At 60.8% G+C, this 14,053-nt stretch carries 14 protein-coding genes and 1 riboswitch; of the genes, 6 read left to right on the top strand and 8 right to left on the bottom strand.

Annotated features, from left to right (window positions below):
• The first annotated feature begins 130 nt into the window (after window positions 1-130).
• The gene (locus ACLBXN_RS18145) at window positions 131-1,039 is read left to right on the top strand and encodes a nitroreductase family protein (protein WP_447613049.1); all 909 of its coding nucleotides are present in this window, start codon (window positions 131-133) and stop codon (window positions 1,037-1,039) included.
• Window positions 1,040-1,140: 101 nt separating this feature from the next.
• Here ACLBXN_RS18145 and modB read toward each other — a convergent pair whose 3' ends face one another.
• Together modB and modA are read right to left on the bottom strand one after the other, a co-directional pair.
• Entirely contained in the window at window positions 1,141-1,821 is a 681-nt protein-coding gene (gene modB, locus ACLBXN_RS18140; RefSeq protein ID WP_447613048.1) for a molybdate ABC transporter permease subunit, read from the bottom strand.
• Window positions 1,822-1,838: 17 nt separating this feature from the next.
• Complete coding sequence (gene modA, locus ACLBXN_RS18135; protein WP_447613047.1) at window positions 1,839-2,642, bottom strand: molybdate ABC transporter substrate-binding protein; 804 nt, start codon at window positions 2,640-2,642, stop codon at window positions 1,839-1,841.
• Window positions 2,643-2,732: 90 nt separating this feature from the next.
• On the opposite strand from modA, the gene tsaA reads away from it, so the two are divergent.
• Window positions 2,733-3,215 carry a tRNA (N6-threonylcarbamoyladenosine(37)-N6)-methyltransferase TrmO gene (gene tsaA / locus ACLBXN_RS18130; protein WP_211459277.1) on the top strand — a complete coding sequence of 161 codons (483 nt, stop codon included), beginning with the start codon at window positions 2,733-2,735 and terminating at the stop codon, window positions 3,213-3,215.
• 309 nt (window positions 3,216-3,524) lie between these two features.
• Here tsaA and ACLBXN_RS18125 read toward each other — a convergent pair whose 3' ends face one another.
• Entirely contained in the window at window positions 3,525-4,460 is a 936-nt protein-coding gene (locus tag ACLBXN_RS18125; RefSeq protein WP_447613046.1) for a DMT family transporter, read from the bottom strand.
• Between the two features lie 50 nt (window positions 4,461-4,510).
• Here ACLBXN_RS18125 and ACLBXN_RS18120 point away from each other — a divergent pair, with 50 nt between their 5' ends.
• Window positions 4,511-5,392 carry a LysR family transcriptional regulator gene (locus tag ACLBXN_RS18120; RefSeq protein ID WP_447613045.1) on the top strand — a complete coding sequence of 294 codons (882 nt, stop codon included), beginning with the start codon at window positions 4,511-4,513 and terminating at the stop codon, window positions 5,390-5,392.
• Between the two features lie 158 nt (window positions 5,393-5,550).
• Here the strand turns inward: ACLBXN_RS18120 and ACLBXN_RS18115 are convergent, their stop codons facing one another.
• The 5 genes from ACLBXN_RS18115 to ACLBXN_RS18095 form a co-directional block, all read right to left on the bottom strand.
• Window positions 5,551-6,411, bottom strand: coding sequence for a DMT family transporter (locus tag ACLBXN_RS18115; RefSeq protein WP_447613044.1), 861 nt, complete (start codon window positions 6,409-6,411; stop codon window positions 5,551-5,553).
• 115 nt (window positions 6,412-6,526) lie between these two features.
• Window positions 6,527-7,933: an aminotransferase-like domain-containing protein gene (locus ACLBXN_RS18110; protein ID WP_447613132.1), complete on the bottom strand. Its 1,407-nt coding sequence runs from the start codon at window positions 7,931-7,933 to the stop codon at window positions 6,527-6,529.
• Between the two features lie 492 nt (window positions 7,934-8,425).
• A complete protein-coding gene (locus tag ACLBXN_RS18105) occupies window positions 8,426-8,809 on the bottom strand; it encodes a Fur family transcriptional regulator (protein WP_447613043.1) in 384 nt (127 codons plus the stop codon).
• A 55-nt stretch (window positions 8,810-8,864) separates the two neighbouring features.
• Window positions 8,865-10,034 carry a DUF1624 domain-containing protein gene (locus ACLBXN_RS18100; RefSeq protein WP_447613042.1) on the bottom strand — a complete coding sequence of 390 codons (1,170 nt, stop codon included), beginning with the start codon at window positions 10,032-10,034 and terminating at the stop codon, window positions 8,865-8,867.
• Window positions 10,035-10,182: 148 nt separating this feature from the next.
• Window positions 10,183-10,779 carry a GNAT family N-acetyltransferase gene (locus tag ACLBXN_RS18095; RefSeq protein WP_447613041.1) on the bottom strand — a complete coding sequence of 199 codons (597 nt, stop codon included), beginning with the start codon at window positions 10,777-10,779 and terminating at the stop codon, window positions 10,183-10,185.
• Window positions 10,746-10,971, top strand: a riboswitch (cobalamin riboswitch). It overlaps the preceding gene by 34 nt.
• Window positions 10,972-11,174: 203 nt before the next feature.
• Between ACLBXN_RS18095 and ACLBXN_RS18090 the strand changes: the two genes are divergently transcribed.
• From ACLBXN_RS18090 to ACLBXN_RS18080, 3 genes are read left to right on the top strand one after another with little or no spacing between them, the layout of a single operon-like run.
• A complete protein-coding gene (locus ACLBXN_RS18090) occupies window positions 11,175-12,110 on the top strand; it encodes an ABC transporter substrate-binding protein (RefSeq protein WP_447613040.1) in 936 nt (311 codons plus the stop codon).
• Window positions 12,111-12,163: 53 nt separating this feature from the next.
• Window positions 12,164-13,240: a FecCD family ABC transporter permease gene (locus tag ACLBXN_RS18085; protein ID WP_447613039.1), complete on the top strand. Its 1,077-nt coding sequence runs from the start codon at window positions 12,164-12,166 to the stop codon at window positions 13,238-13,240.
• Window positions 13,237-14,040: an ABC transporter ATP-binding protein gene (locus tag ACLBXN_RS18080; protein ID WP_447613038.1), complete on the top strand. Its 804-nt coding sequence runs from the start codon at window positions 13,237-13,239 to the stop codon at window positions 14,038-14,040. Before ACLBXN_RS18085 ends, ACLBXN_RS18080 begins: the two co-directional genes overlap by 4 nt.
• Window positions 14,041-14,053: the final 13 nt, after the last annotated feature.

Below are 14,053 nucleotides of genomic sequence, written 5' to 3'. Positions count from 1 at the left end.
TTAGAAAAGATGCGCGCTCCATGCGCCAGGACATGGCGAACCCGCTGGCACCAATCACCGTTCATGGGCTGGTTCGACCACCCCATTCCTGTTCGTATTCCACAACGATCATGTCGAGTAGAGGGCTTTAGTGCAGCAAGATCACATTTCCTACCTGCTGGCCCTCCATCGGCAGCAGGACTGGGCGGCAGCAGCAGCCGCGTGTCAACTCTCTCCAGCCCAGCTGAAGAAAGCAGTGGCAGGCGTCGAACGCGAATACGGCTGTGCCCTGATCAAGACAGGGGCAGTTTTTCGCGGGTTCACGGTTGAAGGCGAGAAGGTTGTTGCCTGGGCACAAAACCTGTCCGAAGCGCTTTCCACGCTCAAGCATGTATTTGCCGCTTCAAATAGCAGGAAGGCGATTGCCCCTCTCCTGGAGCGACGCTCCGTCTCCCCGAAGCGGCTTGAGGCACCGGGACCAGATCGCCAAGAGATCGATCTGATGATCAAAGCTGCACTGAGCGCACCAGATCACGGCGGCTTGCATCCTTGGCGCGTGCTTGTGTTTCCCGCTGATTCCCGCGCGAAGCTGGCTGATTTGTTTGAACGGGAGAAGCTCAGGCGCGACCCTCTGGCTTCCGCTGAGGATGTCAAGCGTGCCCGCGAGCACGCCACGCGCAGCCCGGCCTTGCTGGCTTTCGTCATATCGCCCAAGCCGCGCATGCGAGTGCCGGAGCGTGAGCAATGCCTGGCAGCCGGCTGCGCACTGGGCAACCTCCTGAATGCAGCACATCAGCTCGGCTATGGCGCCATCATGCTCAGCGGCGAGCGCTGCTTCGACTCCTTGCTTTGCACGGAACTGGGAGTCGATTCCACGGAGTATCTGGCAGGATTCATCAGCCTGGGCAGTGTGGCGGTGGCCCCGCCGCCGCGAAAGCCTGCCATGCTCGATGCGGTAAGAGCCGTCTGGGGCCCGGGCGTGCCAGAGCCGGTCCAGCGCAACGACTGCCGCGATTCAGTACCCAGCACAGCAGCTGCCGGGCCGCAAAAGCCCCACTGAGCGTTGTGCAACTTCCCCGGAAGTACATGCCGCAGACAGGTTTCCAAGCGAAGTAAACGCGGCCATGCGAGTAACGCTGGCAGGAGGAATGAAAGCAGGCCTCAATCTGCTTTCGCCATTGGCCGCTCGAACTTCCGGAGCAAGAAGAACGCCAGCGCGGCCAGTCCGGCCAGCACCAGGGACAGCGCATTGGCACAGTCTGCTTCTGACCCCAGCACATGGTTGTAGACAGCCAGCGACAGGGTTTCGGTGCGCCCGCTGATATTGCCTCCCAGCATCAGCGAAATGCCGACCTCCCCCATCGACCGCCCGGCGGCCAGCACCAGGCCAGCCAGGATGCCAAGCCTGGCCAGCGGTAGCTCGACCTTGATGATCACTTGCCAAGGTCGTGCCCCCAGCGTCGCAGCCACCTCACGCAATGAGTCATCCATTTCGGCGAAGGCAGCTTGAGCAGGTTTGACCATCAGCGGCAGACCAGCGACCACCGCAGCGATGACCAGGCCTGTTTCACTGAAGACCCAATGCGGTCTCCAATCCGGCGGCAACCAGGCGAGCAGCCAGCCTTCTCTCCCAAGCAATAGCAGCAGTACATAGCCAATGACGATCGGCGGGAATACGAGGGGCAAGGTCACCAGTGCATCGAGCAAGGCCTTGCCGCGAAAGCGGCAGCGGGCCAGGACCCAGGCCAGCGGGACGCCAAGCGTCAGTTGCAGCAGCACGCTCCAGCCCATCACTTTCAGAGTGAGCGGAAAGGACGTCCAGGCACAGGTCTCGGGGAGCAAATCAGTCCGCCAAAAGCTCAGAGGCCATTGGCGGTCATGATGCGCCGGGCAGTGTCGCCTTGCATAAAGGCCTGAAACCGGCTCTGCGACTCGGTAAGTGCACGATCCCTGACGGTGCCGAGCGATATCTCTATGGGGTCGTAGCAACTCTGGGGCAGTTCGAGCATGGGGCCTGCGCGACCGGCAAGCGCCAACGCCTCGGTCTTGTTCACAAACCCTGCATCGACCTCGCCGGAGCTCAAGTAGCTCCCCACTTGAGGCACACCTTCAACCTCGAGCAGCTTGGACGACAGCGCATCGGCGAGGTGAAGTCGCTTCACGCAAGCATCGGCTGCGCCGCCAAATACGGTCCGGGTGCGATGAGGAAGTGCAACCCGGCCAAAGGCCGCGTCTTTCAGATCCTCAGGGCTGTTCAATGACTTGCCCTTGCGGGCCACCAGAACCAGCCGGCCTGTCCCGAGACGGTCGAAGCGGCTGAAAAGTCCGGTGGGCTCCAGCAGGCTCTTGTCACCAATCAGAAAGGCGACTTCCCGGTTCTGCCTGGCCTGGGTCTCGATCTGCTTGATATGTCCGAAGGCAGCCTGCGCTTCAACTCCCGTTTCCTTGCGAAACGCCTCGATCAGTTCGAGCACCGGCTTGCGATAGCCTCCCATCGCGGCAACCAGTACGGTCTCGGCGGCCCTTGCGGGCGTGCTGGCAAGCAGCGTGGCCACGCAGGCCAGCCCCAGCAGGTTGCGAGCGAAGACGCGTCGCGAAAAATGAGGCCCTCGATTTCGATCCAGATCAAGGGGGCCGGCGTTATCGGTAATAGCAATCGACATTCAGAACTTCAGCAGAAGATGGCATCTGTGTTGCAGCGCGCACGTTATATTCGATGGAATATAACACTAGGAAACAAGAGATCGCCGCCTATGACAGACACCATCACCCTACGCCCCATTGGCATCATCCATAGCCCTTTTCAAAGCACGCAGGGCATGCCGATACAGACCGTGGCGGCGGCCGATGCGGAAGGCGAGCTGGAGATCTTCGAAGAATTCACCGCAGGATTGCGTGATATCGAAGGCTTTGAATTTCTCATCCTGCTCACCCATCTGCATCAGGCCGTGGAGAAGCTGGAAGTCGTGCCGTTTATGGATACCGTGAGCCACGGGGTGTTTGCCACGCGCGCTCCGGCCAGGCCCAACCGGATTGGTCTGTCCATCGTGAAGCTGGTGCACCTGAATGAGCGCATATTGCGCTTTCGCGGCAACGACATGCTGGACGGCACCCCCGTGATAGACATCAAGCCTTACGTACCCCAGCTCGATGTGCGCCAGACGGAACACATAGGCTGGTTTGGTCATGGCCTGCAACGTCTACCTGCCACGGTCTCGGATGACCGCATGTCCTGATCCGGTTGGGAGCCTGCAATCCGGCGCTGACTCCCGTCGTGACGCTTGATCTGCCGCGTCGATGGTCAAGCGATTCCCCGAAGCCGGCGACATTCGGATTCACTTCTGCAATTCGCTGCGCCTGGCTGCGCGAAACGGACGAGAACAGCAAGGGCGCGCTGAGGTGGGGCCCTGGCGCCTCGGGTCACTCGCAGAGCAATGGGCTCGACCGCGAGAAAACATGAACAGCCCAACAATCATCAGGATATAAACCCCTGGCGGAGGTGCATTGGCGAATGCGCTGCATCAAGTGCCTGAATCCACGGCAAGTCAGACATTCGCCGCAGGGACTTCTCTCCCCATCCTCATACGCCCCGCATTCATCAACAACATACCCAGAATGGAAGCCGCACCGCCTTCCAGCAACGATCTTGTGACGGGCTCCTGCAGCCAGAGGCTGGACCACAGCATGCCAAACAATGGCACCAGGGCCATATATGCGGCAGCCACTCCGGCACCCAGCTGTTGCACGCCTTTCAGAAACCAGGCATATGCCAGTGCCGTGGCCCCCAGCGCCAATGCCACCAGGCTGTACCAGGCCGCAGCAGGCGCCTTCCACAAGCCGGCCCATGCAGAGCCCCCTTCAAGCACGAAACTCGCCACCAACAACAGCACCGCGCCCATGCAGGCAGTCACCGTTGTCGCGGTGAGCGCATCCACGCTGGTCAGCACGACGCGTCCAATCAAGGTGTACGCCACCCAGCAAGCAGCGCAGCCCAGCAGCAGCCACTCTCCGACACCAGAAGAAGACATCAGAGCGGCTGGAGCGCCATCACTGAGCGCATACAAAGTACCCATGACGGCCAAACCCAGGCCCAGGCACATGACGGTGTTCACGCGTTCACGAAACAGCAGCACTGCGAAAAGCATGGTCAACACCGGATTAAGCGCCACCACCGTAGCCGCCTTGCCTGCGGGCACTGTCTTGAGCGCCAGCAAAAAGAACACCGAGTAGCCCAGCACCCCTACGGCGGAAGCACAGGCCAGGCCCGTCCATTGGCTCCCCCCAAGGGTGCGAAATGCACTCATGCGGCCGCTGCGATACAGCCACAACACCAACAAAAGGCTGGCCAGCAAGAAGCGCAGGCTGGCTGCCGCCAGCGGGGGCATGGCCTGGGCGACGATGCGCCCCCATGGCCAGGAAGCACCCCACAGGGCAGCCATGGCAATCAGTCTCACATGGGTTGAGGTTCGTGAAGTGTTCATGCCAGCTACTATCTGCTAATCGGAACTCATCGTCGAATGAGCAAAAACTCATGACATTCACGCAACTCGAAGTCTTTGCCGCACTCGCCCGGATGGGCAGTTTTTCGCGCGCGGCGGCCGTACTCGGTATCTCTCAAAGTGGCGTCAGCCATGCCATCAAACAGCTGGAAACAGAGCTGGGCGTCACGCTTGTCAAGCGCGAAGGCGCTGCCGCAACATTGACCGAGGTGGGCGCCCGGCTACTCATCCGTGCCAACGACATCCTTCAGCAAAAAGAGGCATTGCAGCAGGAAGCCGATGCAGAACACGGCATTGCCCGGGGCCGCTTGCACATTGCGTCCTTTGGCGCCACTTCGTCGCTGCAGCTGCTGCCAAAGCTACTGTCACGCTTTCAGCAGGAGCACCCCTTGGTCGAGGTGCACATTGAGGAAGCCACCGACAGCGTGGTCGTTCAATGGTTGCTGGAGCGGCGCGTGGAACTGGGCTTTGTCACCTTGCCCGATGAGCGCTTCGACACCCTGACCCTGGCCAAAGACGAACTGGTGGCAGTGATACCTGCTACGCATTTCCTGGCGTCCCGATCCGCCATCGGCGCCATGGACCTGCATGGACAGCCCTTTATCCGAACCAGCGCCGGCTCAGGCCCCCACATCGATGCATTTCTGGCCAGCCACGGGGCCGAACCCAGAACGCTATTCAGGTTTGAGCAGCTCGCCTCCATGATGGGCTTTGTCGCACAAGGCAGTGCCGTCACCATTGCCGCGCGTCTGGCTCTGCCTGCCCCGCCTGCGGGTGTGGTCTATCGTCCGCTGAAGCCTCGTTGCCAACGTGAAATAGCATTGGCCGCATTGCGCTTTGACAAACTCTCGCCGGCCGCCCTCGCCTTCGTCGAACTGGCCCGCAAAAGCCGAAGCAGCCTGAAGCTCGAATAGTCGTAGTGGCTGAGCCCGCTGCGGTCTTTGAGCAAGCATGAATCAGCAACGACTTTGCTGCTCCTCAAATCGCTGCGGGGCTCATATCGGCGCCAGCCATGGCTTCGATCTGCTCACGCAATCGACAGCCCTGGAATGCCATGGTCGCGGCATGCCCATCAGGCATACTTTTTGGCGCCGGAGACACAGACCACCGCAAGCAAAGTCACGACAAGCATCGACCAGCTCACGGACTCATTCAGCAGCAAAGCCGCAAGGCCCAGGCCCATAAAAGGCTGCAGCAGCTGCAGCTGGCCGACTGCCGCTATGCCGCCCTGAGCCAGGCCGCGATACCAGAATACAAAACCGATGAGCTGACTGAAGAGTGCCACATAGGCAAAGCTGAGCCAGGCGCGCATGCCGACATTCGCCAAGGCCGGCGGAGTCGTCCACAGCGCAATAGGCAGCATCACGGGCAAGGACAGGATGAGTGCCCAGCTGATGACCTGCCAGCCCCCCAGCTTGCGCGACAGACGAGCGCCCTCCGCATAGCCCATGCCGCAAACGACGACGGCGGCGAGCATCAGCAAATCACCGGTGAGGGATGCCTGCGCCCCTCCCATTGCCGCATAACCTGCAACCACCGCAGCGCCCGCTGCCGAGAAGACCCAGAACAGCGGCCGAGGACGCTCGCCACCGCGGAGCACGGCAAAGGCTGCGGTACACAGCGGCAACAAGCCGACAAATACGATGGAATGCGCCGAAGTCACGTGCTGCAGTGCCAGCGCTGTAAACAATGGAAATCCGACAACCACGCCCGCCGCGGTAATTGCCAGTGATGGCAGATCGGCCAACGATGGTCGGCGCTCCCGTTGCAAAAGCAGCAGCAGCCAGGCCAAAAGCGCTGCAACTGCAGCGCGCGCGCATGTCAGAAATGTGGGATTCAAATCTGCGACGGCCACGCGAGTGGCAGGCAACGATCCGGCAAAGATGGCGACGCCAATCATCCCGTTGACCCATCCGCCAGTACTTTTCTCCATTCAAGGCTCCTCAATTGAGCCTTGAGTACATCATGACGTCTGTGCATCACACCATGCACAAAACAGCACAGTTTAAAGAAACTGTGTTCAATAAAAACCAGTACAGAACGTAAGCCTAGTCCTGAATCCGGCCCAAATCCGGACGCTTCAATGCTCGAGCCAGGACAGAAAAAACACGCTCGTCGGAGCACTGTGAAACGTTGAAGCGCAGAAAGTCTCCGGCCGACTGGGACTGGCTGAAGGAATTGCCCGGTGCGAGCACCACGCCCTCGTGAAGACAGGTGCGCGCAAGCGCTGCGGCATCGATGCCTTGCGGCAGCCGGCACCAAAGAAACATGCCTGCTTGCGGTATCAAGGCGGGCCTGACCCCCATCTTCTGCAAACGGCCGGCCACCTTTTCCATCTCCTGCGACAGCCGCTGACGCACTGTTTCCATGTGCTTTCTGTAACCGCCATCCGTCAGTGTCTTCAGAATAAGTGCCTCCGCCAAACGGCCTCCACCGAAGCTCGTGGCAATTTTGAGGTCGACCAGCGCATCAATCCACTCGGGCCTGGCAGCCAGGAATCCGCAACGTACGGATGCCGACACCGTCTTTGAAAAGCTGCCGATGTGGATGACGCGTGCAAGCCCGTCAAACGCAGCCAGTCTGGGCGCATGGGCGCTCTCGAAATCCGCAAAGATGTCGTCCTCCACGATTACCAGCTCGGAGCTGTCAGCGAGCTTGAGGAGTCTGTGTGCAACGAGTGGAGACAGGGCTGCTCCCGTCGGGTTGTGAATGCCCGAATTGGTGATGTATAGCCTCGGCGAATGCTCTTGAAGAGCCTTTTCGAACAAGGACAGATCCGGCCCCTGGGCCATGTAAGGCACTCCAATCGCCTGGACCTGATGGGCTTTGAGCAGGGCATGAAAATTGAAATAGCAGGGATCATCAACCAGAACCCTGTCCCCGGGCTTCAGCAGAAAACGGAAAATCAAGTCGATTGCCTGCGTTCCTGACTCCGTCAGCATCACCTGCTCGGGTGACGCATCGATACCCGTGGCAGCCATGCGACGAACCAGAAGCTGGCGCAAGGCCGGGTTCCCGAGAGGTGTCGAATACTCCGTCAGTTCCGACAGCGAACCCCGCGCCTGTGCCCGCAGTGCTCGCCTCAGCCCGTCCTCAAACATCCATGTGGGCGGCAGCCAACCGCAACCGGGCCGCAGCGATGCCGGGTCGCTCTCCAACGACTGACGTGACACCCACAAGGGGTCGACAACACGGTCAAGCCTCGGCCCCAGCTTCATCAAGGCAAGCGGCGCCACGGGCCCGTTGACATAGAAACCGGCACCGGGGCGCGATACGACAGCGCCTTCTGCCGCCAGTCGCTCATACGCTTCCACCACGGTGGAAACCGACATTTTCAGCAGTCGGGCCTGCTGCCGGATCGAGGGCAGCCGCGTTCCAGGCAAGATGCTTCGAGAGGCAATGCCAGCCCGAATATGCGACATGACCTGGTTGATGAGAGTACCGCTGCGCGCCATTCGAATGTCCACCGTGTTGGCAAGCACTCCACTACAGTATGGAGCAATTGTGATTGATTGTGCCCCATGACCTGCCCGAAGAGCCTCCGGGCTCTGGCGGGGATAACGCCCCCACTTTGCCGAAAGCGATGCGGCTGCCCGGCAGGAACCGACTCAAGGCAGGCTCTGCACCTGTTCGTCACCCATAGATTGGCAGGGCGGGACGCCAGTCATTTGCCATGCTCTGCTTGCCGGAAGAGCACTGGACGATTGATTCGCGAGCCGCGAGCAAAGACCTGCCTGATGCACAAGGCGCAGGCCATGCACCGAATGCAAACAAAGCGCTCGACATTGGAAGTATCAAGCGTTGTCAACGCCATCCAAGCGCTCTTTGCCGCCACCGGAAATCCATCTGCGAACGGCTGCCTTGAAGCAGTTGGCAGCGGTCAACTCACCCGCTGCGCTCCTCGGGTACCGACACCGCAGGCAGGCCATGGCCTGTGGACAGCGAAGTCAGGCTGCGCAGTCACGGCAGCGGCCATACAGCGTGATTTCATGGCTGTCGACCAGAAATCCCGATGGCGCCAGACTCGCCAGATTGCCGGGGCAGGCATGCACATCGAACACCCGCTGGCAGACCGTGCATTGGAAATGATGATGGTGGCCGTGCCCTGCCACCTCATACATGGGGGTGCGCTCGGGCAGGTGCACCTCATGAAGGAATCCCTCTTCGGCCATCGCCTTGAGTGCCCGGTACACGGTCGCAATGCCAAGCCCGGGCAAGGTTGCCTGCGCCAACTCCAATACCTCCTGTGGCGCAAGCGGCCTGCCGGCCTCTGCCATGGCCTGCTCAATGGCCGCGCGCTGCTTGGTGGATCGTTGCTTGGAGGTGTTCATCGTGGCGAGGCTGGGTCAATAGCGACAGGAGGCAGTATTGTGCCGTGGCTCGATCCTAGAGGTACTTGAGCCAGGTAATGTCGCGCCGGCGCTGCTTGAGTGCGGCAAACCAGCTTGCTGCGGGATACAGAGCCACGGCCAGCAGCGCTGCGATCACCCATAGCCAAAGCAGGCTGCTCAGTCCGAACAACTGTCCCTGGTTGGCCCCCCAGAACGCCACTGCCGCCAGGTACATGAACTTGAGCACGTACAGGTGCAGCACATAAAAGAACATGGGGGCGGCCCCCAAGGTGGCCAGAATTTGCAACCCGGTGCGGCCTGCGGCGTTCTCGAAGGCGCACAGCAGCAGCAAGCCGATACCGAGCGTCAACATCAGGAACAACAGCGAAGGCGGATACTTGGTGACGTTGAGCCAGGACATCAGTGTCTGCAGCGCATTCGCACCGGCCAGCCAGGGCGCATCTCCATAGACATTGAGCGTGCGCAGCAGCGCAAAGCCCAACAGGGAGGCGATGCCTGCCATCAGCAGACAGCGGCGGCGCTGCGCCGAATCACAGGCTTTACCAAACCACGGACCGATGCCGTAACCCAGAGCAATCACGCCGATCCAGGGCAGCAGAGGATAGGACGTGCGCAGCTGCACTCCGGCCAACTCCAGCCAGCCACGGTCATGCAGGATCGCCCAGGGTATATGCATCACGTGGCCCGCAGGAAAATGCAGACCATTGAGCAGGTTGTGCCCCGCAATCAGCACCAGCCCCAGCAGCAGCAAGGCCTTGCGTGGCAGCCATACCAGCACCGACAGGGCCAGCATGGACAGACCGATCGCCCAGATCACCTGCAGAAAGATCTTGGCGGGAGGAAATTGGAAGGTCCAGGCAAAGTTGACGACCGTCACCTCCAGCAGCACCAAGAACAGGCCGCGCCGCCACAAAAAGCCGGACGCGGTGCGCGCCTGAGCAGCACCGGCATGCCGGCTGGCATACAGATAGGCCCCCAGGCCCGTCAAAAACACGAATACCGGCGCACACAAATGGGCCAGCATGCGCGGGAAAAACAGGCCGGGCGGAGTGTCCGCCACCACCATGGGGTCGGGAATCTGCAAATGCAGATAAAAGGTTTCACGGACATGGTCGAGCAACATGAACAGCATGACGAGACCACGCAGCGCATCGATCGATTGCAGACGGCCAGCATTTGCTGGTGGAGAAGACAGAGAGGACAAGTTGCTTGCTTTATTGATATCGAATTATCAATATCATAACAATTCATACCCGGTGTCTGGCGCAGACATGCTCGATTTCACGCCCGCTTCCAATGCGCAGGTCGAGGACCCGGTCGACAGCCCGAGCCTTGGACAGCTCTCTCAAGCTTCACATGAGACGCTGCATATGAACGGTCTGCCATAGCGGATCTTCTTCACGCTCGATCACCGCAAAGCCCTGCCTTTGCCAAAACTCAAGAGCTCCCGGCAGGAATGGATGGGTGTGCAGATAAAGCACCTGCACCTGCTGGGCCAGAGCATGGCGCATCAGCACATCCAGCATCGCCTGCCCCACGCCTGAGCGCCGGAATTGCGGCGCGACAAACAGGCGCACGACCTCGACCACCTTCTGCGGTCCGAAATCCAGTTGCGCAAATCTGCCGTCATAGTCCCGGCAGGCAATCGTGGCCTGCACTCTTTGGTCAGCATCGAGAGCCGCCAGCATGCAGCCGCTACCCGATAGGTAGGTCTCTTCGAAATGGCGAAGATCCTCGGGAATTTCCAGTGAAGCGATGCGCCCGCCGAACATGGAAACACGTGCGCTTTGCAAAAAGCTGTGAACCTGATGCAATTCACGAACGCGCTGGATGGAAATGTCTTGCAAGCGGGGCATGGAGAGGCAACCCGAGCTCATTCGTCGTCTTGGCTTGGGACTGATTGCTACAAAATCAGCTACATTACCGCAACTTTGGTTTCGCAAGAACATGCGTGCGCAGCGACGAATGCATGAGGGAATCCAGTGGTCAGGCACCTTCGGGGCCGGCCCGTGAAATGGAACTGCCCCCGCAACTGTAGGCAATGAGCCAGCCATCACACAGCCACTGAACATCTGTTTGGGAAGGCGATGAGCCAGCGATGATTTGCCAGTCAGGAGACCTGCCAGAGCACCAACCATTCATTGCCGGCGGGGTGCCCGGGAAGTGAGCATTTCATCGCTCCGCTAACGTGCTGCCACTCAGGGCAAAGTTCAGGCGCGTGTCCTGCTATGTCTTCCAAGGTGCTTTTCGCCGCTTCTGGAAAGATATTCCGATGCTGCTTCGAAGCCTTGCCAGCACTGCCCTGCTCGCTACCGCATTTTCCGCTCATGCAACCGACTTTCCTGTGAAGCTGCAAAACTGCGGCTACACCCTCACTCTCGACAAGGCGCCCACCTCGGTGGTCACCATAGGTCAGGCCGGCACCGAAATGCTTTATGCCCTCGGCCTGGGCGACAAGGTTGTCGGAACAGCGCTCTGGTTCAACCCGGTACAGCCCCGCTTCAAGGCCGTCAACGACAAGGTGCCACGCCTGTCCGACAACATTCCCAGCTTCGAGTCGGTCCTCGGCAAGCGCCCCGCCTTGGTGGTTTCGCAATTTGAATGGATGGTGGGCAAGGATGGCGTGGTGGGCACGCGCGAGCAATTCCATGATCTGCGCATCGCCACCTATGCCATGCCAGCCGACTGCGAAGGCAAGAACAATCTCGTGGGATCGGACGGCACGCGTACTGCCAGCTACGACGTGAAAGCCCTGTACAAAAGCATTCGCCAGCTGGCCCAGGCCTTTGATGTCGAGGACCGCGGCGAAAGCCTGGTCAAAGAGCTGAGCAATCGCCAGACCCAGGCCGTGGCCAAGGTCAAATCCTCCGGGCTCCAGAACCTGTCTGCCGCACTGTGGTTCTCCAGCGCAGACCTGGCCGCCGACCCCTATATGGCCGGCAAGAACGGCGTGGCCGGCTACATGATGCAAGCTCTGGGCTTGCGCAACGTCATCACATCCGCAGAGGAGTGGCCGACCGTGGGCTGGGAGACGATTGCCAGGACCAATCCCTCGATTTTGATCGTTGCCCGCATGGACCGTCGCCGCTTTCCTGCAGACGACTATCAGAAAAAGCTGGACTTCCTCAAGAAGGATCCCGTCACCCAGCACATGGATGCCGTCAAGAACGGCCGCATCGTGATCGTGGACGCCGACGCCCTGCAAGGCTCCATCCGCCAGGTGGACGGCATGGAGCAGATTGCCAATGCGGTGCTGAAGATCGAAGGCCTCGCCAAATAAGCCAGGCATCAACGAAGTCCGCATGCCGGCGCACCTTGCCCGGCCGCTGAGCCATGAATACCTACACGCAGAGCCTTTCCAGACCGCTTCTACCGGCAGGCCGGCTGCTGCGCGCCGCCCTGCTTGGGGCCGCAACAGCGGCCTTGCTGCTGCTGGCCATCGTGTCCGGCATAGCGATTGGCGAGACCGATATCTCCGCGCGCATCGTGTACCAGGTGCTCGCAAATCAAATGCTGGGCACCAGCTACGTCATAGACCCCATCAATGCGGGCATTGTCTGGAATTACCGCCTGAGCAGAGCCCTGGTCGCAGCCAGCTGCGGGGCCGGGCTGGCCGTCTGCGGCGTTGTTCTGCAGTCCCTGCTGCGCAATGCCTTGGCCGAGCCCTACCTGCTGGGCATTTCAGCAGGTGCTTCCACGGGAGCCGTGCTGGTTTCGGTCGCCGGCCTGGGGGCGGGCTTGGTCTCGATGAGCACCGGGGCTTTCCTCGGAGCGGTTTGCGCATTTGCCCTGGTGGCCTTGCTGGCCCATGCCGCTGGCAATGGCGGCCTGCGTAATGGCGGGCAAATCGTGCTGGCCGGCATTGCGGGCTCGCAACTGTTCAATGCGCTGACATCGTTAATCATCACCAAGTCCGGCAGTGCCGAGCAGGCGCGCGGCATCATGTTCTGGCTGCTCGGCAATCTGAGTGGCGTGCGCTGGCCCGATACGGTTTTGACGGCAGCGGTGGCTATGGCAGGAGTGCTGGTGTGTCTGATGCATGCCCGCTCTCTGGATGCATTCACCTTCGGCAGCGAATCGGCCGCGGCACTGGGAGTGCCCGTGCGTCGCGTGCAGCTGACCCTGCTGCTGGCAGCTGCCTTGATGACAGCCGTCATGGTTTCCGTGGTCGGAGCGATTGGCTTCGTGGGCTTGGTGATTCCTCATGCGGCCCGTCTGCTGGTTGGCGTGCGCCATGGGCGCCTGATCCCGGCCAGCGCCTTGATCGGAGCCATCTTCCTGATTGCCGCCGATGTGGTTTCACGCACCCTGATCAAGGGACAGGTTCTGCCCATTGGCGTCATCACCGCCCTGGTCGGCGCGCCGGTGTTTGCCGGCATTTTGCTTAGAGGCAGAAGAGGTCATGCATGACGCCTGACACCCTCGCCAAGCCGGACATGGTCGCGCTTGAAGCATGTGATATCAGCTGGAAGACGCGTGGCACAGCCATTGTCCAGCAGGTCTGCCTGCAAGTGCAGCCGGGTGAAATGCTGGGACTCATAGGGCCTAACGGCTCGGGCAAATCCAGCCTGCTGCGACTGCTATCCGGTGTGCTCAAGCCCAGCTCGGGCGAGGTGCTGCTGGGGGGACAGGCACTGCGGCGTCTGCCAAGGCGCGCCGTGGCGCGCCGGCTGGCCTTGGTGGCGCAGGACGCCGACACCCTCGATGCCATCACCGTGGCCGAGGCCGTGGAGCTCGGGCGAACGCCCTGGCTGTCTGCGCTGGCTCCTTTGTCGGCCGCCGACCTGAGCATCGTCAAAGATGCGCTGCGCGATGTCGGCCTGCTTTCCAAGGCAGGCAGCCGCTGGAACACCTTGTCGGGCGGCGAGCGCCAGAGAGCACATATTGCACGGGCCCTGGCGCAACAGCCCCAGTTGATGCTGCTTGACGAACCCTGCAACCACCTCGATATCCACCAACAGCTGTCGCTGATGCAGCTGATCCGGGAGCTTCCCATCACCAAGGTGGTCGCGCTGCACGACCTCAACCAAGCCATGGCCTGCGACCGTCTGGCCGTAATGCATCAGGGCCGTCTGGTTCAGCTGGGCAAGCCCCTGGAGGTGCTGAATCCGGATTTGCTGCAGCAAGTCTTTCAGGTTCAGGTGCGCGCCTTGCTGGATCCGGAAGACGGAAGCCACGTGCTGCGCTTTCAAGCGACGGCCAGTCACTAAAACCGAAAGTTCC

It is taken from the genome of Comamonas sp. C24C (assembly GCF_053345995.1).
The sequence above is the reverse complement of the archived record's forward strand: the minus strand, read 5'-3'. Positions and strand labels throughout refer to the sequence as shown.

Bases quoted from the DNA above. Each gene is read 5' to 3' on its own strand.
- modA (WP_447613047.1), bottom strand. From the start codon at position 2,642: ATGTCGATTGCTATTACCGATAACGCCGGCCCCCTTGATCTGGATCGA.
- tsaA (WP_211459277.1), top strand. From the start codon at position 2,733: ATGACAGACACCATCACCCTACGCCCCATTGGCATCATCCATAGCCCT.
- ACLBXN_RS18125 (WP_447613046.1), bottom strand. From the start codon at position 4,460: ATGAACACTTCACGAACCTCAACCCATGTGAGACTGATTGCCATGGCT.
- ACLBXN_RS18120 (WP_447613045.1), top strand. From the start codon at position 4,511: ATGACATTCACGCAACTCGAAGTCTTTGCCGCACTCGCCCGGATGGGC.
- ACLBXN_RS18115 (WP_447613044.1), bottom strand. From the start codon at position 6,411: ATGGAGAAAAGTACTGGCGGATGGGTCAACGGGATGATTGGCGTCGCC.
- ACLBXN_RS18110 (WP_447613132.1), bottom strand. From the start codon at position 7,933: ATGGCGCGCAGCGGTACTCTCATCAACCAGGTCATGTCGCATATTCGG.
- ACLBXN_RS18105 (WP_447613043.1), bottom strand. From the start codon at position 8,809: ATGAACACCTCCAAGCAACGATCCACCAAGCAGCGCGCGGCCATTGAG.
- ACLBXN_RS18095 (WP_447613041.1), bottom strand. From the start codon at position 10,779: ATGTTCTTGCGAAACCAAAGTTGCGGTAATGTAGCTGATTTTGTAGCA.
- ACLBXN_RS18085 (WP_447613039.1), top strand. From the start codon at position 12,164: ATGAATACCTACACGCAGAGCCTTTCCAGACCGCTTCTACCGGCAGGC.
- ACLBXN_RS18080 (WP_447613038.1), top strand. From the start codon at position 13,237: ATGACGCCTGACACCCTCGCCAAGCCGGACATGGTCGCGCTTGAAGCA.